At 62.9% G+C, this 22725-nt stretch carries 19 protein-coding genes; 9 read left to right on the forward strand and 10 right to left on the reverse strand.

Features of this window, described 5'->3' with window-relative positions; genetic code table 11:
* Positions 1 to 8: 8 nt before the first annotated feature.
* The 5 genes from oxlT to F758_RS0107125 form a co-directional block, all read right to left on the reverse strand.
* The gene (gene oxlT / locus F758_RS0107105) at positions 9 to 1295 is read right to left on the reverse strand and encodes an oxalate/formate MFS antiporter (RefSeq protein ID WP_024507212.1); all 1287 of its coding nucleotides are present in this window, start codon (positions 1293 to 1295) and stop codon (positions 9 to 11) included.
* 246 nt (positions 1296 to 1541) lie between these two features.
* Positions 1542 to 1679, reverse strand: coding sequence for a hypothetical protein (locus F758_RS50725; protein WP_198026422.1), 138 nt, complete (start codon positions 1677 to 1679; stop codon positions 1542 to 1544).
* A 191-nt stretch (positions 1680 to 1870) separates the two neighbouring features.
* Positions 1871 to 3148, reverse strand: a complete 1278-nt coding sequence (gene frc, locus F758_RS0107115; protein ID WP_024507213.1) for a formyl-CoA transferase — start codon at positions 3146 to 3148, stop codon at positions 1871 to 1873.
* 70 nt (positions 3149 to 3218) lie between these two features.
* Entirely contained in the window at positions 3219 to 4949 is a 1731-nt protein-coding gene (oxc, locus tag F758_RS0107120) for an oxalyl-CoA decarboxylase (RefSeq protein ID WP_024507214.1), read from the reverse strand.
* 70 nt (positions 4950 to 5019) lie between these two features.
* On the reverse strand, positions 5020 to 5712 hold the full coding sequence (locus tag F758_RS0107125; RefSeq protein WP_051386749.1) for a GntR family transcriptional regulator: 693 nt from the start codon (positions 5710 to 5712) through the stop codon (positions 5020 to 5022).
* A gap of 212 nt (positions 5713 to 5924) precedes the next feature.
* On the opposite strand from F758_RS0107125, the gene F758_RS0107130 reads away from it, so the two are divergent.
* Positions 5925 to 8054, forward strand: a complete 2130-nt coding sequence (locus F758_RS0107130) for an acetate--CoA ligase family protein (RefSeq protein WP_024507216.1) — start codon at positions 5925 to 5927, stop codon at positions 8052 to 8054.
* Positions 8055 to 8209: 155 nt separating this feature from the next.
* Here F758_RS0107130 and F758_RS0107135 read toward each other — a convergent pair whose 3' ends face one another.
* The 3 genes from F758_RS0107135 to F758_RS0107145 all read right to left on the reverse strand — a co-directional run bounded on the left by F758_RS0107135 (position 8210) and on the right by F758_RS0107145 (position 9823).
* A complete protein-coding gene (locus F758_RS0107135; RefSeq protein WP_024507217.1) occupies positions 8210 to 8560 on the reverse strand; it encodes a VanZ family protein in 351 nt (116 codons plus the stop codon).
* 82 nt (positions 8561 to 8642) lie between these two features.
* Positions 8643 to 9245 (reverse strand): thiamine pyrophosphate-dependent enzyme, encoded by a 603-nt coding sequence (locus tag F758_RS0107140; RefSeq protein ID WP_024507218.1) that lies wholly within the window; start codon positions 9243 to 9245, stop codon positions 8643 to 8645.
* A gap of 8 nt (positions 9246 to 9253) precedes the next feature.
* Entirely contained in the window at positions 9254 to 9823 is a 570-nt protein-coding gene (locus F758_RS0107145; protein ID WP_024507219.1) for a thiamine pyrophosphate-binding protein, read from the reverse strand.
* A 201-nt stretch (positions 9824 to 10024) separates the two neighbouring features.
* On the opposite strand from F758_RS0107145, the gene F758_RS0107155 reads away from it, so the two are divergent.
* The 4 genes from F758_RS0107155 to F758_RS0107175 all read left to right on the forward strand — a co-directional run bounded on the left by F758_RS0107155 (position 10025) and on the right by F758_RS0107175 (position 13575).
* The gene (locus tag F758_RS0107155; protein ID WP_024507220.1) at positions 10025 to 10993 is read left to right on the forward strand and encodes a Bug family tripartite tricarboxylate transporter substrate binding protein; all 969 of its coding nucleotides are present in this window, start codon (positions 10025 to 10027) and stop codon (positions 10991 to 10993) included.
* A complete protein-coding gene (locus F758_RS0107160) occupies positions 10993 to 11898 on the forward strand; it encodes an amidohydrolase family protein (protein WP_051386751.1) in 906 nt (301 codons plus the stop codon). The genes F758_RS0107155 and F758_RS0107160 overlap by 1 nt, the downstream gene beginning before the upstream one ends.
* The gene (locus tag F758_RS0107165) at positions 11895 to 12944 is read left to right on the forward strand and encodes a hydroxyacid dehydrogenase (protein WP_024507222.1); all 1050 of its coding nucleotides are present in this window, start codon (positions 11895 to 11897) and stop codon (positions 12942 to 12944) included. The genes F758_RS0107160 and F758_RS0107165 overlap by 4 nt, the downstream gene beginning before the upstream one ends.
* 418 nt (positions 12945 to 13362) lie before the next feature.
* The gene (locus F758_RS0107175; protein WP_024507223.1) at positions 13363 to 13575 is read left to right on the forward strand and encodes a hypothetical protein; all 213 of its coding nucleotides are present in this window, start codon (positions 13363 to 13365) and stop codon (positions 13573 to 13575) included.
* Between the two features lie 53 nt (positions 13576 to 13628).
* On the opposite strand, the gene F758_RS43425 is transcribed toward F758_RS0107175, so the two are convergent.
* Positions 13629 to 14984: a sensor histidine kinase gene (locus F758_RS43425; RefSeq protein WP_051386728.1), complete on the reverse strand. Its 1356-nt coding sequence runs from the start codon at positions 14982 to 14984 to the stop codon at positions 13629 to 13631.
* 1 nt (position 14985) lies between these two features.
* Positions 14986 to 15660 (reverse strand): response regulator transcription factor, encoded by a 675-nt coding sequence (locus tag F758_RS0107185; protein ID WP_024507224.1) that lies wholly within the window; start codon positions 15658 to 15660, stop codon positions 14986 to 14988.
* 410 nt (positions 15661 to 16070) lie between these two features.
* On the opposite strand from F758_RS0107185, the gene F758_RS0107195 reads away from it, so the two are divergent.
* From F758_RS0107195 to F758_RS0107210, 4 genes are all read left to right on the forward strand, one after another.
* Complete coding sequence (locus F758_RS0107195) at positions 16071 to 17297, forward strand: efflux RND transporter periplasmic adaptor subunit (protein WP_024507226.1); 1227 nt, start codon at positions 16071 to 16073, stop codon at positions 17295 to 17297.
* A gap of 15 nt (positions 17298 to 17312) precedes the next feature.
* Positions 17313 to 20471: an efflux RND transporter permease subunit gene (locus F758_RS0107200; RefSeq protein WP_024507227.1), complete on the forward strand. Its 3159-nt coding sequence runs from the start codon at positions 17313 to 17315 to the stop codon at positions 20469 to 20471.
* Positions 20472 to 20598: 127 nt separating this feature from the next.
* Positions 20599 to 21927, forward strand: a complete 1329-nt coding sequence (locus F758_RS0107205) for a TolC family outer membrane protein (protein WP_024507228.1) — start codon at positions 20599 to 20601, stop codon at positions 21925 to 21927.
* 28 nt (positions 21928 to 21955) lie between these two features.
* Entirely contained in the window at positions 21956 to 22717 is a 762-nt protein-coding gene (locus F758_RS0107210; protein WP_024507229.1) for an enoyl-CoA hydratase-related protein, read from the forward strand.
* Positions 22718 to 22725 lie beyond the last annotated feature (8 nt).

Below are 22725 nucleotides of genomic sequence, written 5' to 3' on the forward strand. Positions count from 1 at the left end.
AAGGTATATTAGGCGTTGGCCTGCGCGACCACCGCCTTGCGCCAAGGTTTGAGCACCGCGATCGCCAGGACCGAAGCCAGAATATTGGCGCCAGCGGCAATGATGAAAACCGTGTCCCAGTGTCCGGACGACTGCTGCATGTAATTGGCGAACGGCACCAGCAGCGCCGCCGTTCCCTTGGCCGTGTAGAGCAGGCCCGCATTGGTGGTCGCGAATTTCGGGCCGAAGGTGTCGGTGCAGGTCGAAGGGAAGAGGGAATAAATTTCGCCCCAGGCAAAGAACACCAGGCCCGACAGGATCACGAACCATACCGGGTCACGTCCGAGCACGTAGAGCGCCCAGATGCCGACGCCCTCGAGGCCGAACGCGATGAACATCGTGTTCTCGCGGCCGATCACGTCGGAGACCCAGCCGAAGAACGGCCGTGTCAGACCGTTGAGAATGCGATCGATCGTCGCCGCGAAGGTCACGGCCGTCATGGTCATGCCGACAAGGGTGACGGGAACGGCATCGACTTTCCAATCGACACCGATCGGCTTGAGGTTCGCCGTCACCATCAATCCGCCGGCGCCGACAATGACGAACATGACATACATCAACCAGAAGATCGGATGCCGGATCACTTCGGTCGGCGCATAATTGCGACGACTCTGCACCAGGTTTGCGCTTTGCACTGCGATCGGTACCTGTCCCGTCTTCGGCGCAAGCAGGAAGAACGACAGGATGATAATGACGATGCCTTGTCCGAGCCCGAAGTAGAGAAACGTGGTTTGAAACCCCGAATCCTTGATCATCGCCTGGATCGGCGCAACGGTCAGGGCCGATCCCGCGCCAAAACCTGCGGCCGTAATTCCGGCAGCCAAGCCGCGTTTGTCGGGAAACCATTTCAGCGCGTTGCCGACGCACGTGCCGTAGACGCCGCCGGCGCCGATGCCGGCGATAATCATGCCGAGATAGTAGCCGTTGAGCGAAGTTGCGTGCGCGTTGATGATCCAGCCGATCGCGCAAAGCACGCCGCCGACGAATACCACGATCCGTGGTCCGTATTTATCGACAAACCAGCCCTCGACCGGTACGAGCCAGGTCTCGAACAGCACGAACAGGGTGAACGCCCACTGGATCGATGCGCGATTCCAACCGAATGTCGTCTGGATATCCGGAACGAAGAACGTCCAGCCATACTGATAATTCGCAATCATCACCATTGCGGCGACGCCGATCGCAAGTTGCGTCCAGCGAAAGGTGTCGCTGACTCGCGCCGCCGCAGGCGCGGTCCCCTGAACAATATCTGTCATATACCCTCCCAAGCGCGCTCTTATCTGAAGGCGAGCGCTGCGCGGGCATTGTGTATCCAATATGCCAAGGTCACCGCGCGACACGCGGTCGCGGGCGCGCAAATGCCGCAGCAAGCGGCGGGTCCGTTGAAGCAAGGGCGAAAAAAAGTGGCTCCGAAAAACTCGGAGCCATCAGTCGGGAGGATGCCTTGCGGCGGGAAAACTGGTTGCCAGCTCAGGCGCTGGCCCGGGGCGTCTGCTCGAAGCTCAGAGGCCGACGCGGGGAACGTCGCCGTTGCGGATCTGAATCTCAGCATAGGCCAGGAGCAGGCGGTCGATCGTGGCGAACAGGCGACCGAACAAGCTGGTCGAGGGGATAAGGCCGATAGTTGCAGTCTTGGACATCGTCTTTCTCTGGTTGCAGCTAGGCGCTGCGCGTTTCTGTTATGGGCAATCTAGGTATACCAGATGCCAGGCGCAACGCTTGTGTTTGCATGGCAGCATAACGCCGTTTGCAATGCAGCATCCAATGTCGCGGAAAGCAAAAAGGCCGCCCGTGGGCGGCCTTAGCAAAGGTTTCGAAAGTGAAACCAGATCTATTCCGCAGCCTGCTTGCGCGGCGGATCAAGGGCGCCGGAGTCATGGATCTCGGCGACCTGATGATCGGAAAAGCCGAGCACCTGGCGCAAAATCTCGTCCGTATGCTCGCCGAGCAGAGGCGAGCGCTTGACCTCGCTCGGGCTGTCCGAAAGCTTGATCGGATTGCCGACCGACAGATACTTGCCACGGGTGGGATGATCGACCTCGACCACGGTGCCGGTGGCGCGCAGTGATTGATCCTCGGCGAGCTCCTTCATGGACAGGATCGGTCCGCAGGGGATGTCGTATTTGTTCAGGATTTCCATGGCCTCGAACTTGGTCTTGCTCATGGTCCACTGCTCGATGCGGGCGAAGATCTGGTTCAGGCGCGGCAGCCGGGCCAGCGGCTTGGCGTAGTCCGGATGGGTCTTCCACCCCGGCTCGCCGATGACGTCGCAGATCTTCTCCCAGACCGGCGCCTGGGTGATGAAGTAGATGTAGGCGTTGGGATCGGTCTCCCAGCCCTTGCACTTCAGGATGCGGCCGGGCTGGCCACCGCCGGAATCGTTGCCGGCGCGTGGCACGGCGTCGCCGAACGGGATGCCTTCACCGTATTGGCTGTATTCTTTGAGGGGGCCATGGGCGAGGCGCTGCTGGTCGCGCAGCTTGACGCGGCAGAGGTTGAGCACACCATCCTGCATCGCCGCGGTGACGCGCTGGCCCTTGCCGGTGTGTGTACGCTGGTAGAGCGCGGTGACGATGCCGAGCGCGAGATGCAACCCGGTGCCGCTGTCGCCGATCTGCGCACCAGTGACGAGTGGGACGTCGTCGCGGAAGCCAGTGGTGGAGGCGGCACCGCCGGTACATTGCGCGACGTTCTCATAGACCTTGCAATCTTCGTAAGGTCCGGGCCCGAAACCCTTGATCGAGGCCACGATCATCTTCGGGTTGATGCTCTGGATCTTCTCCCAGGAGAAGCCCATGCGGTCGAGCACGCCGGGGCCGAAATTTTCCACCAGCACGTCGCATTTCTTGATCAACTCGGTGAGCACCTCCTTGCCCTTGGGGTTCTTGGTGTCGAGCGTGATCGAACGCTTGTTATGGTTGAGCATGGTGAAATACAGGCTGTCCACATTCGGGATGTCCTGCAATTGCCCGCGCGTGATGTCGCCGACGCCGGGACGTTCAACCTTGATCACGTCGGCGCCGAACCAGGCGAGCAACTGTGTGCAGGTCGGTCCCGACTGGACGTGGGTGAAATCCAGAATACGAACGCCCGTCAGCGCCTTGGTCATGATGTCGTGTCTCCTCAAATAATTTCGTTTGCGTCCTTCCGCCTGTCGCGCGGAATGACGGGTTTGGGGTTCACTTCTTCTTCAGCACGCTCTGCGGATTGAGGTTGCCGATACGGCCGCTCTCCGACCCGGCTGCTGGATCGATCACCGCGTTGATCAGCGTCGGCTTGCCGGAATCCATCGCCGCATTCACCGCGCGCTTCAATTCGTCAGGCGTCGTTGCATTGATGCCGACCCCGCCGAACGCCTCGATCATCTTGTCGTAGCGCGCACCCTTGACGAATACGGTGGTGGCGGGATCGCGACCTGCCGAATTGACATCGGTACCGCGATAGATGCCGTCATTGTTGAAGATGACGACGCAGACGGGAAGGTTGTAGCGGCAGATGGTTTCGATCTCCATGCCGGAGAAGCCGAAGGCGCTGTCGCCTTCCACCGCGAGCACCGGCTTGCCGGTCTCGACCGCGGCGGCAATCGCATAGCCCATGCCGATGCCCATGACGCCCCAGGTGCCGACGTCGAGCCGCTTGCGCGGCTGGTACATGTCGATGACGCCGCGCGCGAGATCAAGCGTGTTGGCGCCTTCATTGACCAGGAACGCGTCGGGACGTTCCTTGATGATGGTGCGCAGCGCACCGAGTGCGCCGTGATAGTCCATCGGCGACTTGTTGTTCATCAGCCGCGGCGCCATCTTGGCGACGTTCTCCTCGCGCTTGGTCTTCACCGCATTGACCCAATCGGCCGGTGCTGCCGGCCAGTTGCCGCCCATGGCCTCGACCAGCGCGGTGACGCAGGAGCCGACATCGCCGACCAGCGGCGCTGCGATTTCGACATTGGAGTCCATCTCCTTGGGCTCAATGTCGATCTGGATGAATTTCTTCGGCGCTTCGCCCCAGGTTTTGCCCTTGCCGTGCGACAGCAGCCAGTTGAGGCGCGCGCCGATCAGCATCACGACGTCGGAATCCTTCAGCACGGTGGAGCGCGCGGCACCGGCGCATTGCGGATGGGTGTCAGGCAATAGGCCCTTGGCCATGCTCATCGGCAGGAAGGGAATGCCGCTCTTCTCAACGAGGGTGCGGATGGCGTCATCGGCTTGCGCGTAGGCCGCGCCCTTGCCGAGAATGATCAGCGGGCGCTTGGCGCTCTTGAGCACATCGAGCGCGCGCTTGACCGCGGGGGGGGCGGGGAGCTGCGCCGGGGCGGCATCGATCACCTTCACCAGCGATTTCGCGCCCGCATCCGCATCGATCACCTGCGCGAACAATTTTGCCGGCAGGTCGAGATAGACGCCGCCCGGCCGGCCCGACACCGCGGCGCGGATCGCGCGGGCAAGACCAATGCCGATGTCTTGGGCATGCAGCACGCGATAGGCCGCCTTGCAGAGCGGCTTGGCGATCGCGAGCTGATCCATCTCTTCATAGTCGCCCTGCTGCAGGTCGACGATCTCGCGCTCGGAGGAGCCGGAGATCAGGATCATCGGGAAGCAGTTGGTGGTGGCATGCGCGAGGGCGGTGAGGCCATTGAGGAAGCCGGGCGCGGACACGGTCAGGCAAACGCCGGGCTTCTTGGTGAGGAAACCGGCGATCGATGCCGCATAACCGGCGTTCTGCTCGTGGCGAAAGGAGAGCACGCGAATCCCAGCGGCCTGTGCCATGCGGCCGAGATCGGTGATCGGAATGCCCGGCACGCCGTAGATGGTGTCGATGCCGTTGAGCTTGAGCGCGTCGATGACGAGATGGAAACCATCCGTCAGCTCCTGCTCGGTGCCCGATGCCTCGGTTTTTTGTGCGGTGTTCAGCATGGGCTCGTCTCCCTGTTGGTCGTGCCTGGACGATCTGTTGATCGTCTTCTGGTTGAAGATTCAGTGGTGGTTAGGGCAATTCCTGGCCATGCTCTTCGACGAAGGATGCAAGGCTCAGCGTGTGGTCGCGCGCGCGCTTTTCCGCGAGCTCGGTGTCGCGTGCTTCCAGCGCCTCGATGATCGCGAGATGCTCCGGCAGCGAGGCAGCGATGCGTTCGGTCCGGCCGATGGTGAGTTGGCGGTAGCCGCGCACGTGCAGCAGGATGTCGTTGGTCATGTCGACCAGCACCGGCGATTCCGACAGCGAGATCAGCGCCTGGTGGAAGGCGATGTTCGCCCTGGAATATTCCTCGATGTGATCCTGCGGCAGCCGATCCTTGCCGAAATCCCTGAAGAAGTCGCGCAGCGCCGAAATGTCCTTTTTGCTGGCGGTGGTCGTGATCAGCCGCGCGGCCATGCTCTCCAGCGCCGCCCAGGCGCGGATCATGTCGACGATTTCGCTCTTGGTCCGGCGCACCACCATGATTCCGCGGCGCGGCACCGTTTTCACGAAGCCGTCCTGCTCGAGCATCGCGATCGCCTCGCGAATCGGTGTCCGGCTGACGCCCAGCCGCTCCGATAGCGCACGCTCGTCCAGCATCACGGGGTCGGGCGTCGCATAGATGTCCATCTTGAGGATCGCCTCCTTCAGCGCCTCATAGGCCTTGTTCTTGAAGCTGGTCTCCGGAGCAATCCTGACGATTGCGATGTCTGCTTCGGCCATGGTCAGCGCCACCTTGGTTTGTTTCCTGATGGACACGACAAATCTTCTCCCGGGGGAGATGTCTATAGTGATATAACGATAATGGTTTTGGCATGCCAGATGCCAGAATGTCAAGTTGTCAGCTTTTTCGGCGTTTTCGTCCAGCGCCTTGTCTTGACAAATCCGCAGGCTGGCATACCAAATGCCATGAAACAAGTCGCAGGAGGAAGCGAATGTCCAGTGCCAAAGAAGCCGTCCGTAAAATTCTCGACCAGGTCAAATCGGACAAGCGCACCAGCCTGACCGCCCCCGAGGGCAAAGTGGTGTGCGATGCCTATGGCATCCCTGTTCCGAAGGAGGGCGTGGCCAAATCCGCGGGAGAGGCGGCGAAGATCGCGAGCGGCATGGGCTTCCCAGTGGTGATGAAAATCGTCTCGCCGGACATCCTGCACAAGACCGAGGCCGGCGGTGTCGTGGTCGGCGTGAAGAGCGCCGCCGAGGCCGAAAAGGCCTACGACACCATTCTCGGCAACGCCAAGAAATACAAGGCCGACGCGAAGATCGAGGGCATCCAGGTCCAGCAGATGCTCGCCGGCGGTACCGAGGTTATCATCGGCTCCATCACGGACGGTTCGTTCGGCAAGCTGGTTGCCTTCGGCCTTGGCGGCGTCCTGGTCGAAGTCCTCAAGGACATCACCTTCCGCCTGGCGCCGGCAACCAAGGAAGACGCGCTGTCGATGCTCGACGGCATCCAGGCGCATGAAATGCTAAAGGGCGTGCGCGGCGGTGATCCGGTCAATCGCGAGGCGCTCGCCGACGTCATCGTCAAGGTCTCCCAGCTCGTCAGCGACTTCCCCGAGATCGTCGAGCTCGACCTCAATCCCGTCTTCGCCACCAAGAAGGACGCCATCGCCGCCGACGTTCGCATCGTCGTCGATTTCGACTACAAGCCGCGCCCGGCGCCGCGCTCGAACGACGAAATCGTGGCGGCCATGGACCGCATCATGCAGCCGAAGGCGGTGGCCGTGATCGGCGCCTCCGCCGAGGACGGCAAGATCGGCAACTCCGTGATGAAGAACCTGATCAATGGCGGCTACAAGGGCGAGATCTATCCGATCCACCCGAAGTCGCCCGAGATCCTCGGCTACAAGGCTTATAAGAGCGTCAAGGACGTGCCCGGCGTCATCGACGTCGCGGTGTTCGCGATCCCCGCGAAATTCGTCGCCGCGGCGCTCGCCGAATGCGGTGAGAAGAAGATCCCCGGCGCGGTTCTGATTCCTTCCGGCTTTGCCGAAGCAGGTCATCCCGAATTGCAGGCGGAAATCGTCGAAGTCGGCAAGAAATACAATGTTCGCCTGATGGGCCCGAACATCTATGGCTTCTACTACACGCCGGCCAATCTCTGCGCCACGTTCTGCACGGCTTACGACGTGAAGGGCCACGCGGCGCTGTCGTCGCAGTCCGGCGGCATCGGCATGGCGATCATCGGCTTCTCGCGCTCAGCCAAGATGGGCGTTTCGGCGATCGTCGGTCTCGGCAACAAGGCCGATATCGACGAGGACGATCTGCTCGCCTTCTTCGAGCAGGATCCGAACACCAACCTCATCGCGCAGCACTGCGAAGATCTGAAGGACGGTCGCGCCTTCGCCGAAGCCGCCAAGCGCGTTTCCAAGAAGAAGCCGGTGGTGGTCTTGAAGGCGGGGCGCACCTCTGCCGGCGCGAAGGCGGCGTCGTCACATACCGGCGCGCTCGCCGGTAACGACAAAATCTATGAAGACGTATTCAAGCAGTCCGGCGTGATCCGCGCCCGCTCGCTGCGGCAACTTCTGGAATTCGCGCGCGGCGTGCCGGTTTTGCCGACGCCGAAGGGCGAGAACGTGCTGATCATCACCGGCGCGGGCGGTTCGGGCGTGCTGCTGTCGGATGCCGTGGTCGACAACGGGCTCTCGCTGATGACGATGCCGCCGGATCTGGATGCTGCGTTCCGAAAGTTCATTCCGCCGTTCGGCGCCGCCGGCAACCCTGTCGACATCACCGGCGGCGAGCCGCCGATCACCTATGTCAACACGGTCAAGCTCGGCCTCTCCGATGATCGCATCCATGCGCTGATCCTCGGCTATTGGCACACGATCGTGACGCCGCCGATGGTGTTCGCCCGCAATATGGTCGAGGTGAAGAAGGAGATGGAGTCCAAGGGCTTCGTCAAGCCGATTGTTGCCTCGCTCGCCGGCGACGTCGAGGTCGAGGAAGCCGCCGAATATCTCTACGAGAACGGCATCCCGGCCTATGCCTATTCAACCGAATTGCCGGTCGAGGTGCTCGGCGCCAAGTACAAATGGGCGCGCGGCGCAGGCCTGCTCTAAAGCGCAAACAAACTGATCGCGCAGTATGCCGCCCGGGATCCCCGGGCGGCATTTTTCTAGAGCGTGATCCGGAGACGCCTGCAGCGGTCTTCCGAAAAGATCATGATCAAACAAACGTTGGAGGAGATGACGATCTAACCTGATTTCATCGCGCTCTAGGATGCTTCCCGGCGCCGCTGCATCGCCCAATCCAGCGCGGCGGCGAGTGCAAAACCCGCGATCGCGGCCAGCGCATCGACCGCAAAATCCTCCAACCGCGCATGCCGTCCCGGGACGACGAGCTGCAAGAGCTCGAGCACGCCGATCGCCGGCAACGAGATCATCGCCGCGAGCAGCCGCTGTTGCGGATAGGCGAAGGCGAAAGCAAGGCCCACCAGCACGAAGGCGAGGGTATGCTCGCCATCCTGGCCAAGAGAGGAATGCGGGCGGTAGCTCGGCGGGCCGAGGGTTGCGAAAGTTACGGCAGCCGCGAGCAGCCAAGCGAACAGGCGGAGGAAAATGGTCATCACTCCCGCATAGCACAAATCAAAGCCTCTGGGGCTTCGTCGGCGCTCCAATAACTTGGGTAGTTAATGTGAAAATCGGCGGCTAGAGCGGCTCCCGCACGCCGAGCCCGAGCATGAAGCGCTCGCGGATCTGCACGGGATCTCGCCGTGTCGTGCCGACCCCGGGCTTATCGTCGATGCGCACGCCGATCAGCGTAGGCCCGGTCGCCGACAGCGCCTCCTCGACCAGCCGCTCGAAATCCTCTTCGTCGTGAGCCCATGCGCTGTTGGGAAGGCCGCTGGCGGCGGCAATCGCCACGATGTCGCCCACCTCGGCCGCCGGCGTTGGCTGTGCGCCGGTAATCTGGTAGATGCCGTTGTCCATCACGACCATGGTGAGGTTTGCCGGCGCGAGTGTTGCGATGGTCGTGAGCGAGCCCAGTTGCATCAGCAGTGAACCATCGCCCTCGAGCGCGAAGACGCGCCGCTCCGGCTGCGCCAGCGCCACCCCCAGCGCGATCGGGAAGGCGAGCCCCATGCTGCCCAGCATATAAAAATTCTGCGGGCGATGGCCGGCGGCCCACAGGTCGAAATTGGTGTTGCCGATGCCGCCGATCACGGCCTCCTCGTTCTGCAGTTTCGCGAGAAGGCGCGAGGTGAGATCAAAGCGGTTCATCACCTTGGTGTTGCGCATTGCGGTATCCATTCGATCGCTCACTTGTCGAACACTTTGCCGCCGGTGAGCAGCGGCGAGAGGATCAGCGCCACCGGCGCCTGCGTAGTGACGGCCTGCTTGATCGAACGATCGACGATGAACTCCAATTCATCAAGCCGGGTGATGGTGTGATGCTCCATGGCGAGCGAATCCAGCACCGGGCGCATGGTGCGACACACCAGCGACTGCCCATAATTGAACTCTCCGAGCGTGCCGCGCTCGGAGACGAACATGATCAGCGGGATCTGATAGGGGATCGCAAGCGAAGCCAGCACATTGGCGAGTGTCGCAAAGCCCGAGGTCTGCATCAGCACCGCGCCGCGCACCCCACCCATCCAGGCGCCAGAAACGATGCCCACCGCTTCTTCCTCGCGGGCGGTGGGAAAGGTGGTGAAAAAGGGATCGGCGTGCAGGCCCTTGATCAGACCCGTCAGCACGCGATCGGGAACGTAGGGAATGATTCTGACGTCGTTGCGCTTGAGCGTCTCCAGCACAATGCCGTGCCAGCTCCGTGGTTGCGCGGCGTGATTGGAAGATTGCGGCGCGGCGTTTCCCTCGGCGGCTGCCATCATTTTCTCCTCGGCTCCCTGTTCGTGGCTCGCGGCAATTTTTTTCAGGCCGTCTTGTCAAGCCGTCTTGGGTCGAACTTGACGCGACCGGCGCGATTGTCAACATGCCGCAATCGCAACGCGACCTGCGCCGCGCGCCGATACAGCGGAGCCGTCCAGCGTGCCATAACAACGATAACGATAAGAGCGGGAGGAACAGCCATGGGCAGGTGGTTTGGGGCGGTCGCGACCGCGCTCGCTCTGCTGGCGGCAAATGGCGTCGCAGCCGCGCAAACGGCTTTTCCGTCAAAACCGGTTCATATTTTTGTGCCCTATGCCGCGGGTGGCGCCGTCGACATACTCGCGCGCACGCTGGGCGATGTGGTGTCACGGCAATGGGGCCAGACCGTCGTGGTGGAGAACCGCCCCGGAGCCGGCGGCGTGGTGGCGTCGCAAGCGCTCATTGCCTCGCCGCCTGATGGTTACACCCTGATCGTGGTCGCGAGCGGCCACGCCACCAATCCGTTCCTTTATCCAAAACTGCCTTATGACACATTCAAGGACTTCACGCCGATCTCGCTGCTCGCCTCGTCGCCCAATTTTCTGCTGGTACGGGCCGATTCCCCGTTCAAGACGCTTGGCGATGTGATCGCCCAGGCCAAGGCCAAGCCCGGGAGCCTGTCGTTTGCGCATGCGGGGCTTGGAACCTCCACTCATCTTGCCGGCGAGCTCCTGAAGAATCTTGCCCAGATCGATCTCGAGGCCATTCCGTACAAAGGCGGCGCGCCCGCGATCAACGATCTGCTCGGTGGGCAAATCCCGCTGTCCTTTAACAACGGGCCGGAGTCGGTCGGCCAGATCCAGGCCGGGACGGTGAGGGCGCTTGCGGCGACCACCGCGAACCGCGCGCCTTTCCTGCCTGATGTGCCCAGCATCGGCGAAACCGTGCCCGGCTACGACACCGAGGTGTGGTGGGGATTGCTCGGACGCGGTGGCATGCCGCGCGATCTCGTCGAGAAACTCAATAAGGATTTTGTGGCCGCCCTGAACACCGAGGCCGTGAAGGAGCGCCTGAACAAGCTCGGAGCTTATGCCATCGGCAGCTCGCCAAAAGCTTTCGATACCAAGATCCGTGCGGATTACGAGAAATGGGGGCCGATCATTCGGGCCGCCGGTATCAGGGCTGAATGATGTCGAGCGCGCCACCCTGTCTGCCGCCACGCGAGGTCACGCGTCCCCGAAACCCGCCGCCAGCGGGTGCGTGCGACACGCATGCGCATGTGTTCGGTCCGGCGGGTCAGTTCGCCTACGCCGACGACCGCAGCTACACCCCGCCGGACGCGCCACTCGCAAAATATCTCTCCATGCTCGATACGCTCGGCTTTGCCCGCGGCGTGCTGGTGCAGGGCAGCGCGCACGGCCGCGACAATTCCGCGATGCTGGACGCGCTGACGCGACGCCCGGACCGTCTGCGCGGCGTCGCGGTGGCGGATGCCGATGTCGCGCCGGCCAAATTGCGTGAATGGAACCGCTGCGGCGTGCGCGGACTGCGCTTCAATCATTTCTTTCGCGGTGGACAGTTGCACTATCGCGGCGGCGTGCCGCTCGAGGCGGCAAAAACTCTCGCCCCGGCGATGGCGGAACTCGGCTGGCATCTGCAGCTCTGGATCGATGTGAAGGACCTGCCCGACACGATACCGCTGCTGAAGTCGTTAGGCCTGCCGGTCGTGATCGATCACATGGGCCGCACCGACGCCCGGGCGGGGACGCAGACGGCCGGTTTCCAGAGCCTCTTGCGCGCGGTCGGCGAAGGCTGGTGCTTTGCCAAACTGTCCGGCGCCCACCGCCTCAGCCAACAGGCGCCGGACTATCCCGACGCGCGGCCGTTTCATCAAGCGCTGGTCGCCGCCAATCCGGAGCGGCTGGTCTGGGGCAGCGACTGGCCGCATCCGCGCGTCGAGGGTGAAATGCCCGATGCCGGCCATCTGTTCGAGCTATTCCAGCAATGGACGCCGGATCTGAGCGTCCAGCGGCGCATCCTCGTCACCAATCCCGCAACGCTCTATGGGTTTTTCGAACCGAAAGCCGATCGATGACTGCCAACAACAAGCGCGTCTTCTACGTTAAATATCTCGCCCATCCGATCTATGCCGATATGCTGCGCGCGCGGCCAGACGTTCGGCTGGACAAGCTCGAAAATGAAAGCCCCGAGGAGGTCTTCGCGCCGATTCTGCGGGAGGCACATGCCTACCAGATCGGTGCCGCGCGTGACGAGCTTGCGCCGCATTTTCATGTCCAAGCAGACCTCTTGCGGCGGGCGCCGAACCTTCTGATCGTCTCGTCCAACGGCGCGGGCTTCGATCCTGTCGACGTGGAGGCCTGCACGGCCGCCGGCGTCCTCGTGGTGAACCAGTCCGGAGGCAACGCGCATTCGGTGGCCGAGCATGCGCTCGGCATGATGCTCACGCTGTCCAAGCGCATCATCGAGGCCGACCGCACGTTGCGGCGGCAGTCGGGCGTCAACCGCAACGATCTCATGGGCACCGAGGTGCAGACCCGGACCATTGGCATCATCGGCATCGGGAATGTCGGCCGCCGCATCGCCGAGCTCTGCAGCGGCCTGCTTGGCATGAAGGTGCTGGCCTATGATCCCTATCTCTCACGCGAGGAGATCGCCGCGCGCGGTGCGGAGAAGGTGGAACTTGATGAGCTCCTGCGCCGCTCGGACTACGTCTCGGTCAATTGCCCGCTGACCAGGGAAAGCCGCGGCATGATCGGCGCGCGTGAATTCGCGCTGATGCAGCCGCACGCCTATTTCATCACCACCGCGCGCGGGTTCATTCATGATGAGGCGGCACTGGAGGAGGCGCTGCGCAATAAGCGCATCGCCGGCGCCGGGCTCGACGTGTGGGCCAAGGAACCGCCGCCCCCGGAGCATCCATTGCTGCAATTCGACAACGTGCTGGCGAGCCCGCATACCGCAGGCGTCACCAGAGAGGCGCGGGAAAACATGGGGCGGATCGCCGCCGAGCAGATTCTCGATGCGCTGGATGGCAAGCGGCCGCCGCGCATCATCAATCCCGAAGTCTGGCCCCGCTACAGCGAACGTTTTGCCCGCGCCTTCGGGCTCAGGCCGCAATAGGCCGACGCCGTTAAGGCGGCGGAGAAGATTTTCTTCGCCGTGAGGGGGCTGAAAGCAACAAATGGGCTGCCGTCGGCACGGTCGACGACGGGGCCATTGCTATTTGCGCCGGCGCCTCGACAGCACGCTCGCGCCGGATCATTTTGCCCACCGCGCCGTGATTTTCGCGGGCTTTTCCGCCGGGCGCGAGGGTTCCTCTCGATGCAACGGATTGGTTCATTGCTGCGCTCCGCGTCGTCCCGCCTCTGGCGGCGCCTTGCGCTGATCGCCGCGATCGCGGCGGCGAGCCTGCCGGTCGCCGGGGTCTAAGATTGCTCGCCGACAAATTTCTTGCGCAATCTTGACGGTTGATCCTTGTCAACAGGCTCACGTTGGAGGAGCTTAAGCAGGGAGTTGAGTAATGTCGCAGGAGAGGCTCATGTCGCGCTACGTCGTCAGCTTCATGAAAGATGTGCTCGGCGGTAACGGCCGGCAAATCGAGGTGTGCCAGAAGACCCTCGAAATCGACGCTTCGAGCGAGGGCGAGGCCACGGAACTCGCCAAGCAGAAGTTCTGCAAGGTCGAGCACCTTTGCGAGTGGTCCCTGCACGCCGATCGGATCCAGATCAAGTCCGCGGATTTTACGTCATAACAGACAAGACCGACCGCTCATTGCATTAGATTACATCGCCGGCGAAAGCCGCCTTACTTCAACGGCACGAATTTCAGCGAAAAGCATGCGCCATGGGGGCGGCGGTTTTCGACCGTGATCGTCGCCGAATGCAGTTCAGCGATCCGCTGCACGATCGAAAGGCCAAGCCCCGTGCTGCCCGCCTTTCGGCGATCGCGACGCCAGAAGCGGCGGAAAATGAGCTTGCGCTCGTCCTCGGGAATGCCGGGTCCGTGGTCGAGAACGCTTACTGTCCCGCCGTTCTCGACGAGAAATTCGACGGTCGATCCCGGCGGGGTATGATTGATGGCATTCTCGGCCAGGTTGCGGATGGCGCGGCTTAGCATCTCCGGATTGCCCTTCACCCAGACCGGCTCGGTCGTCCCGTAGAGAGCGACATCCTTGCCTTGCGCGAGCGCGAGCGGCGCCACGAACTCCGCCACCTCGGCCGCGACCGACTGCAGGTCGGCCTTTTCCGAAGGCTCGATCGCCAGAGCATCCAGTTCGGCGATATCGAGCAGTTGGCCGATGATGTGCGCCATGCCCTCGGCGTTTTGCCGCAGCGCCTGGCGTGTCTCCTGGTCCTCGAGAAAATCGATGCGCGTGCGCAGGATGCTGAGCGGCGTGCGCAGCTCATGTGCGGCATCGGCGGTAAAATCACGCTGGACCTTGAAAGCCTCCTCGAGCCGATCGAGCCCCTGGTTCACCGCCGAGACCAGCGGGCGAACTTCGCGCGGGATCTCTTCGGTCGGCAGCCGCAATCCCGGACGCGCAGGGCCGATTTCGGCGGCGATCTCCGACGCCTGCCGTAGCGGCCGCAGCGCGCGACGGAAGATTGCGATGTCCGTGATCAGGAGCACCAGCAGGATCGGCAGCGTGATCCAGCCGACGTTTTTGTAGAAGTCGGCCACGATGTCGTCGGTCAGCACGTCGCGGTTGGTCAGATCCTCGCCAGCCTGCACCCAGATGTTCCGGTCGCCGACGGTTTTGCGGACGCTGGCGCCGGAGACGGTGGCATTACCGCGGCGCTGCTGCAGGAAGCCGACATCGGCAGAGCGGCGGTCGGCTGGAAACAGCGCCGCACGATCCTTGAGCGAGGAAAACAGCACCCGGCCCTGATCATCGATCACCGCATAGGAATAGCGTCCATATTCCTGCGAGTAGAGCCCGCGCAGATCGGAGGGAAGATTCAGCTCCAGGTGCCCCTCGGGCGAAAGGCTCAAATGCTCGGCCACCGCGTTGGCCTGCTCCTGCATCGCCTTGTCGTGAATGTTGTTGGTTGCGTAGCTGAGCAGCCAGGACAGTCCGACCGACATCAGGATCGAGGTGATGACGACGGCAACGACGTGCAGGATCACGATGCGCGAGATGATGGACTCAAATCTCGGCACGCTATTTCTCCTCCGCAATCAGATAGCCGACGCCGCGAATGGTGTGGACCTGAACCCTGGCGCCGCGATCCGATAGCTGCTTGCGCAGGCGGTGGACGTAGACCTCGATGGCGTTGGAGGCGACGTCACCGGAATGACCGTAGAGGTGGTCTTCGACCTGTTTCTTGGAGACCACGCGTCCCTTGCTGCGCATCAGCAATTCCAGCACCGCCGTCTCGCGCGCCGACAGTGCCTGCGGCTGCTCGTCGATCGAGACCTGGCGGCTTTGCGTGTCGAATTCGAGATTGGCGATGCGCAGGCAATTGCCGAGCAGTTGTCCAGGACGCCGCAATTGCGCCTCCAGCCGCGCGATCAGTTCCTCCAGCGCGAACGGCTTCACCAGGTAGTCGTCGGCCCCGCTGCGCAAGCCCTGGACGCGGTCGTGCAGCCCGCCGCGTGCGGTCAGCACCAGGACCGGGATCGGATTATGGCGGTGCCTGATCTCCCGCAAAAGCTGCAGGCCGTCGCGGTCGGGCAGGCCAAGGTCGAGGATGAGAGCGGCGTAGTGCGTCGTCTGCAATACGCTTTGCGCCTGTTCGGCGGTCGAGAGGATGTCCGCCCCATAGCCCGCCGCCCGCAGGCCCTTGGCCAACAGCTCGGCGAGCTCCTCATTGTCTTCGACGATCAACAATCGCATGCGAGGTCACCTGCGCACTCGGCGCCGACATCAGCCTTGAGCCGGAGGATCGGGGCCAACCTGGCCAAGCGAATCGAGCCCTCCTCGTTCGGATCGACGTCCGCCGCCGGGAAGCGGATCGCGCGCTCCGTGTCCGCAAAGCCTGTAAGGCTGGTGTAAGCCTTTGCGGGCTTTCGTGGTGTAGAGTGCGGTCGCATCGCATCATTTCACGGTCACAAAAGCAAGATTCTTACGGTCTATTCATGTGCCGGAAGACATTTATCGAATTGGCCAGGATCTGTTGGAGCGCGCTATTGCAGCAGTCCGAAATCACCAATATGACGAGGCGGCAGAACGCAGGACCCGCAGGAAATACGCATGTGTCGCTGGAACGAACGATAGGTGCGTAGGTCCATGGACATATTTGCAGCATGAAGACGGGCGCGAATTGGAGTAGGCGAGGGCTAGCGGTCGCGCTGATTCTCATCGTGGTGGCTGGCGTGGCGGTCGTCGGCGCCAACAGGATATTCGTCCAGCACGTCAAGTCCGACACGGCGGGCGCCTCGAAGCGGGATCCCGCGCGTTTCGTGCCGACCCCGGCTGAATGGGCGAGCCTGTCAATCGAGCCCGCCTCGGAACAGGTCTTTCGTACCGAGCACATCACGGAGGGCAAGATCGCGGTCGACGAAGATAGTTCGACGCCAATCTTTTCGCCTTATGCCGGCCGCGTCACCAAGCTTCTGGTGAAGCCGAGCGACGTCGTGAAACCCGGCCAGCCGCTGTTCATCATCGAGGCGACCGATACCGTTCAGGCGCTCAACGATTTTGCCACCGCGCTCAGCACGCTCAACACCGCGCGCTCCAAGCTCAACCTGGCGCAGATCGTCGAGAAGCGTCAGAACGATCTCTACGCGGGAAAGGCGGTGCCGCTGAAAGACTGGCAGCAGTCGGAGGCCGATCTCACCGCTGCACAAAACGACATGCGCGCCGCAGAGACGGCAGTCGAGGCGGCACACAATCGCCTGCGCATTCTCGGCCGCTCCGAAGAGCAGATTTCGACCTTCCAGCAGAGCCGGCAAATCAGCGCCGATACGCCGATCTATTCGCCGATCGGCGGCACCGTCGTGCAGCGCAAGGTCGGTCCCGGCCAATTCATCTCGAGCGGCGCCAGCGATCCGGTGTTCGTGATCGGCGATCTCTCCACGGTCTGGCTGACAGCCTTCGTGCGCGAGAGCGAGGCGGCGGACGTGAAGCTCGGCCAACAGGTCGACTTTACCGTGCTGGCACTGCCCGGCCGCGTATTTCACGCGAAGATCGATTACGTCTCGGCCGCAATCGATCCGACTACGAGAAGGCTGATGGTCCGCGCCACGATCGACAACAAGGAAGGCCTGTTCAAGCCCGAGATGTTTGCCAATGTCACGATCTACGCGGGTAAGGACCAGACCTCGGTCGGTGTACCAAGGCAGGCTCTGATCTATGAAGGGGAGCACGTGCGGCTCTGGGTGGCGCATGACGACAAGTCGATCGAGCTCCGCGAAATCGAGACCGGGCTGACCAATGGCGACCTCGTCGAGGTCGCGAAGAACTTGAAGCCCGGTGAGAAGGTCGTCACCAGGGGGAGCCTGTTCATCGACCGGGCAGCGTCCGGCACTTAACCCGCAGCAGACCGAATGGACCGTCTCGTCTCCCTCGCAGTCAGCCGCCGATTTCTGATGGTCGGCCTGTTCGCCGCCGTCATCATCGGTGGTCTGATCGCCTTTCAGCAATTGAACATCGAGGCCTATCCGGATCCGACGCCGCCGATGGTCGACGTGGTCACCCAGAGCGCCGGGCTGTCGGCCGAGGAGATCGAGCGCTACATCACCATTCCGCTCGAGACCCAGCTCTCCGGCATCAAGAACCTGAATGTGATCCGGACGATTTCGCTCTACGGCCTGTCCGACGTCAAGCTGCAGTTCACCTTCGACTATACCTACGACCAGGCCCTGCAGCAGGTTTTGAACCGGCTCTCGCAGCTTGCGCCGCTCCTCAACAATGCGCAGCCGCAGATTTCCCCGCTCAGCCCGATCGGAGAGATCTACCGCTACCGGCTGGTCGGGCCGCCCAATTACTCGGTGCTGGATCTGAAGACCTTGCAGGACTGGGTGCTGCAGCGCCGCTTCCGCACTGTCCCGGGTGTGATCGACGTCACGGGGTGGGGTGGCAAGACCAAGACCTATGAGCTTCAGGTCGACTTCAACAAGCTGGTCGCCAACGGGCTGACGCTGCCGCAGCTTCTGCAGGCGGTGAGCAATTCCAACATCAATGTCGGCGGCAACACCGTCAATATCGGCTCGCAATCGGCCGTCGTGCGCGGCGTCGGCCTGATACGCTCGATCGATGCTCTCGCCAACACCATGATCGCGTCCAATAACGGCACGCCCGTCCTGGTCAAGGACGTCGCTACCGTCGAGGTCGGCTCGCAGCCGCGGCTCGGCATTGCCGGCATGAATGATGACGACGACATCGTGCAGGGCATCGTCTTGATGCGGCGGGGCGAGCAGAGCTCGCCGACGATCGAGCGGGTCGAGAAGCTCGTCGACCAGATCAATCATTCCACCATCCTGCCGCCGGGCGTGCATATCGAGCGCATTTACGACCGCAAGGATCTGATCCAGACCACCACGCGAACGGTGATCGAGAACATGACGTTCGGCATTCTGCTGATCGTGCTGTTGCAATGGATCTTTCTCGGGGACCTGCGCAGCGCGCTCATCGTCGGCGCGACGATTCCCTTCGCGCTGTTCTTTGCAGTCGGCATCCTGGTGCTGCGCGGTGAATCCGCCAACCTGCTGTCGGTCGGCGCGATCGATTTCGGCCTGATCGTCGACGCCACCGTGATCATGGTGGAGGCGATCTTCCGCCGCCTGTCGCATACGGAGGAGCTGTCGGAAAGCGAGCAGGCGGAGATTTCGCCGCGAACGGTGACGGCGATGAAGCATCACGCCATTCTCACCGCGGCCGCCGACGTCTCGCGATCGATCTTCTTCGCCGCCGCCATCATCATCGCGGCCTTCCTTCCGCTGTTCACCTTGAGCGGCGTCGAAGGCAACATCTTCAGCCCGATGGCGCGGACCTATGCCTACGCGCTGGCCGGCGGTCTTTTGGCGACCTTCACCGTCACCCCGGCGCTGAGCGCCATCATCCTGCCGGCGCATGTCGAGGAGACCGAGACATTCATCATGCGCTTTCTGCACCGGCTTTACGCGCCGGTGCTGGGGCGCTCGCTGCAGAACCGTCGCCTGGTGTTGATCAGCGGTGCGGCGCTGATCGTCATGGCGAGCTTCGCCATCCGCCTGCTGGGGCTGGAGTTCCTGCCGAAGCTGGAAGAGGGCAATCTCTGGATTCGCGCCACCTTGCCGCCGACGATCTCGCTGCAGGAAGGCAATTCCTACGTCAACGAGATGCGCCGGCTGATCGCAAGCCGGCCCGAAGTGGAGGCGGTCGTCTCCCAGCATGGCCGACCCGACGATGGCACCGACGCCGCCGGCTTTTTCAACGCCGAATTTTTTGCGCCGCTAAAGCCCGCAAAGGAATGGCCGGCCGGGGAGGACAAGGATGAGCTCACGGCCAGGCTGCTCGCCCAGTTGCAGGAGAAGTTTCCGGGCGTCGAGTTCAATTTCTCGCAATATCTGCAGGACAACGTCTCCGAAGCCGTCTCCGGCGTGAAGGGCGAGAACTCGATCAAGCTGTTCGGCAACGACCTGCAGGCGCTCACCACCACCGCCAACAAGATCAAAGACGTGCTGTCGACGGTGCAGGGGATCACCGACCTCGCCGTGTTTACCTCGCTCGGCCAACCCACGATCCAGATCGAGATCGATCGCGCGCGGGCCGCGCGTTACGGGCTGACGCCGGGCGACATCAACACGACGATCCGCACCGCGATCGGCGGCGACAGTGCCGGCGATCTCTATGAGCCCGGCAGCGACCGCCATTTCCCGATCATCGTCCGTCTCGCGCCGGAATATCGCAAGAGCGCGGAAGCGATCCAGAACTTGCGGATCGGCGCACAGGGGCCGAACGGCATCACCCAGGTACCCCTGAGCGAGGTCGCTTCGATCAAGCTGGTCTCGGGCGCCGCCTACATCTATCGGGAACAGCAGGAGCGCTACCTGCCGATCAAATTCTCGGTGCGCGAGCGCGATCTCGGCGGCGCCATCCGGGAGGCGCAGCAAAAGATCTCGGAGCAGGTGCAGCTACCGCCGGGGTCGCGGCTGGAATGGGTCGGCGAATACGGCAATCTGCAGGACGCGATCAGACGGCTGTCGATCGTCGTTCCCATCAGCCTTGCGCTGATTGCGATGCTGATCTGGTTCAACTTCGGCTCTGTGGTCGATACCATCCTGACCCTGAGCGTCATTCCGATGGCGGTATTCGGCGGTATTGTCGGGCTGCTCGTGACCGGGATCCCGTTCAGCGTCTCGGCTGCGATCGGCTTCATCGCCTTGTTTGGCATTTCGGTCATGGATGGCATTATCATTCTCTCGCAATACAACCAGCTCATCGACCAGGGCATGGAGCGGGGCGCCGCCATCCTGCGAACGGGCGAACTGCAGCTTCGCCCGGTGCTGATGACCTGCGTGGTGGCAGGCGTAGGGTTGCTGCCGGCCGCGTTGTCCACCGGCATTGGGTCACAGGTGCAAAAACCTCTGGCAGTTGTGGTGGTTGCGGGCATGATGGTGGCGCCGGCCGTGATCCTGATCACGTTGCCTGCGCTGATCTCAACGTTCTCGCGGCGGAGCCGGAACGGGGGCAGGGGTGAGGGTCCGCTGGCGCCGGCGGAATGATGGGCCAGGCCGTGGGTCGAGGTGGGGTGTGAGTAGAGCCGCTTTCCGATGCTCTCGTTATGTCCGAGCGGCGGCAACGCCGTCCGCCTGCCTCGGGCTTGGGCTGATTACGCTGTTCAATGTCCTGATGATGGCCGCGGCGCTCGCCGAAACGCTGCCCGACGCGCTGGCCAAGGCTTACCGGAACAATCCCCAGCTCAATGCCGAGCGGGCCAAGCTGCGGGGAACCGACGAGAATGTGCCCCAGGCCTTGGCCGGTTATCGGCCGCAGCTCGTCGCGACCCTGAGCGCCGGACTGCAGGCGGTGCGTAACCTGCTGCCGGGCAATACGGTCCAGGGCGCGACTTTGCATCCCTGGACCATCGGCCTGACGGTCTCCCAAGTCCTCTTCAACGGCAACAAGACCGCCAACAGCGTTCGTGTGGCGGAGTTTCAGGTGCGGTCGGGCCGCGAGGCCTTGCGAAATGTCGGCCAGGGCGTGTTGCTCGATGCCGTGACGGCTTACATGAACGTCATGGCCAACTATGCCCTCTACGAGGCCCAGCGCACCAACGTCCAGGTGCTGAGGGAAATCCAGGCGACGACCCAACGGCGCCTGAATGCCGGAGACGTGACCCCGACCGACACGGCGCAAGCGGAGGCCCGCCTCAACCGGGGATTGGCCGATTTGAACGCCGCCGAAGTGCAGTTGAAGATCAGCAAGGAGGTCTATGCGCAGGTCATTGGCGAGCCGCCGCCGCAACTGGTGCCGGCGAGCCCGGTCGATCGCCTGATGCCTTCCACGCAAATCGCGGCCGTCGAACTTGCCGTCCACGAAAATCCGGCAGTGCTCGGCGCCAGCTACGACCTGGACGTGGCGCAGACCTCGATAAAGCTCGCGGAAAGCGCCCTGCTGCCGACCCTGTCCGCCCAGGCGAATGCCAGCCACTCCGTCGATTCGGACCCGACCCTGAGCACGTTCAGAACCGACCAGGTCTCGGTCACCGGCCAACTCACCGTGCCCATTTACGACGGCGGTACCGCGGCCTCGCAGACAAGGCAGGCGAAGGAGCTGGCGTCGCAGAGCCGCCTGGTGCTCGAGCAGGTCAGGAATCAGTCGCGGACCGCGGTTGTCAGCGCCTGGGTGTCCAACGAAGGAACCAAGGTCGCCCTCAAGGCGGCGGAATCCGAGGTGCATGCAGCCGAAGTCGCGCTGCAGGGTGTCCAGCGCGAAGCCGCCGGCGGCCAGCGCACCACGATCGACGTGCTCAACGCTCAGCAGGACCTCACCAATGCCAGGACCAGGTTGATCACGGCGCAACGCGATCGGGTTATCGCCTCCTACACGATGCTGAGCGCGGTGGGGCGGCTGGATGTCCACAACCTCAACCTGGACACGCCCGACTATCTGCCGGAAGTTCATTACCATCAGGTGCGCGATGCCTGGCATGGCCTGCGCACGCCGTCCGGCCAATGAAACGGGGGCGGCTCGTCGAGGGAATCCCATGGCCAGCCACATCATAGTGACGGACGACGGAGCCACCCGCACCATCGTGATGCGGCGTCCCGAGAAAAGAAATGCGATCACGCACGAGATGTTCGTCGCGATGAGCGAGGCGATTGACTCGGCGCAATCCAACCAGGCGATCCGCTGCCTGATCCTGACCGGCCGTTCCGGCGTTTTCAGCGCGGGCGACGATATCGCCGACGTGCTGGAGGATGCAACGACTGAACACGATCCCGGCAAGCCGAGAAAGGCCGTCATTTTTCTGCGATCGCTGATCAACAACAAGAAGCCGATCATTGCCGCGGTCGACGGCGCAGCCATCGGCATGGGCGCGACGATGGTGTTTCACTGCGACTATGTGATCGCCAGCACCACCTCGTCGTTTTCGTCGCCGCTGATCAAGTATGGGCTCGTTCCCGAAGGAGCCTCCAGCCTGCTGCTGCCGCGCATGGCCGGCCACCAGCACGCCTTCTCCATGCTGGTGCTGGGCCGCTCGATGAGCGCGGAGGACGCGCGGCAGGCTGGCTTCGTCAATGTTGTCGTGCCACCCGGGCATGCGCTCAGCGAAGCGCACAAGGTCGCGCGCGAGGTCTGTGAATTGCCGCCTGACGCGGTCGCCATGTCCCGCAAGCTCCTGAAGCTGCCGACGGAGGACCTGCTGCGCAGGATGGAGCAGGAGGAACATCTCTTCGGCGACCGCTTGCGCCTGCCTCCCATGGTTGCCGCGTTCAAGAGATTCCTGACTCGCAACGAGGAATGAGGAGCGGA

The organism is Bradyrhizobium sp. ARR65, from assembly GCF_000472385.1.
Lineage (GTDB): Bacteria > Pseudomonadota > Alphaproteobacteria > Rhizobiales > Xanthobacteraceae > Bradyrhizobium.

What these genes read in the sequence shown, in the direction of transcription:
- oxlT (WP_024507212.1), bottom strand. Translation starts at nt 1,295, where the DNA reads ATGACAGATATTGTTCAGGGGACCGCGCCTGCGGCGGCGCGAGTCAGC.
- F758_RS50725 (WP_198026422.1), bottom strand. Translation starts at nt 1,679, where the DNA reads ATGTCCAAGACTGCAACTATCGGCCTTATCCCCTCGACCAGCTTGTTC.
- frc (WP_024507213.1), bottom strand. Translation starts at nt 3,148, where the DNA reads ATGACCAAGGCGCTGACGGGCGTTCGTATTCTGGATTTCACCCACGTC.
- oxc (WP_024507214.1), bottom strand. Translation starts at nt 4,949, where the DNA reads ATGCTGAACACCGCACAAAAAACCGAGGCATCGGGCACCGAGCAGGAG.
- F758_RS0107125 (WP_051386749.1), bottom strand. Translation starts at nt 5,712, where the DNA reads ATGGCCGAAGCAGACATCGCAATCGTCAGGATTGCTCCGGAGACCAGC.
- F758_RS0107130 (WP_024507216.1), top strand. Translation starts at nt 5,925, where the DNA reads ATGTCCAGTGCCAAAGAAGCCGTCCGTAAAATTCTCGACCAGGTCAAA.
- F758_RS0107135 (WP_024507217.1), bottom strand. Translation starts at nt 8,560, where the DNA reads ATGACCATTTTCCTCCGCCTGTTCGCTTGGCTGCTCGCGGCTGCCGTA.
- F758_RS0107140 (WP_024507218.1), bottom strand. Translation starts at nt 9,245, where the DNA reads ATGGATACCGCAATGCGCAACACCAAGGTGATGAACCGCTTTGATCTC.
- F758_RS0107145 (WP_024507219.1), bottom strand. Translation starts at nt 9,823, where the DNA reads ATGGCAGCCGCCGAGGGAAACGCCGCGCCGCAATCTTCCAATCACGCC.
- F758_RS0107155 (WP_024507220.1), top strand. Translation starts at nt 10,025, where the DNA reads ATGGGCAGGTGGTTTGGGGCGGTCGCGACCGCGCTCGCTCTGCTGGCG.
- F758_RS0107160 (WP_051386751.1), top strand. Translation starts at nt 10,993, where the DNA reads ATGTCGAGCGCGCCACCCTGTCTGCCGCCACGCGAGGTCACGCGTCCC.
- F758_RS0107165 (WP_024507222.1), top strand. Translation starts at nt 11,895, where the DNA reads ATGACTGCCAACAACAAGCGCGTCTTCTACGTTAAATATCTCGCCCAT.
- F758_RS0107175 (WP_024507223.1), top strand. Translation starts at nt 13,363, where the DNA reads ATGTCGCGCTACGTCGTCAGCTTCATGAAAGATGTGCTCGGCGGTAAC.
- F758_RS0107185 (WP_024507224.1), bottom strand. Translation starts at nt 15,660, where the DNA reads ATGCGATTGTTGATCGTCGAAGACAATGAGGAGCTCGCCGAGCTGTTG.
- F758_RS0107195 (WP_024507226.1), top strand. Translation starts at nt 16,071, where the DNA reads ATGAAGACGGGCGCGAATTGGAGTAGGCGAGGGCTAGCGGTCGCGCTG.
- F758_RS0107200 (WP_024507227.1), top strand. Translation starts at nt 17,313, where the DNA reads ATGGACCGTCTCGTCTCCCTCGCAGTCAGCCGCCGATTTCTGATGGTC.
- F758_RS0107205 (WP_024507228.1), top strand. Translation starts at nt 20,599, where the DNA reads ATGATGGCCGCGGCGCTCGCCGAAACGCTGCCCGACGCGCTGGCCAAG.
- F758_RS0107210 (WP_024507229.1), top strand. Translation starts at nt 21,956, where the DNA reads ATGGCCAGCCACATCATAGTGACGGACGACGGAGCCACCCGCACCATC.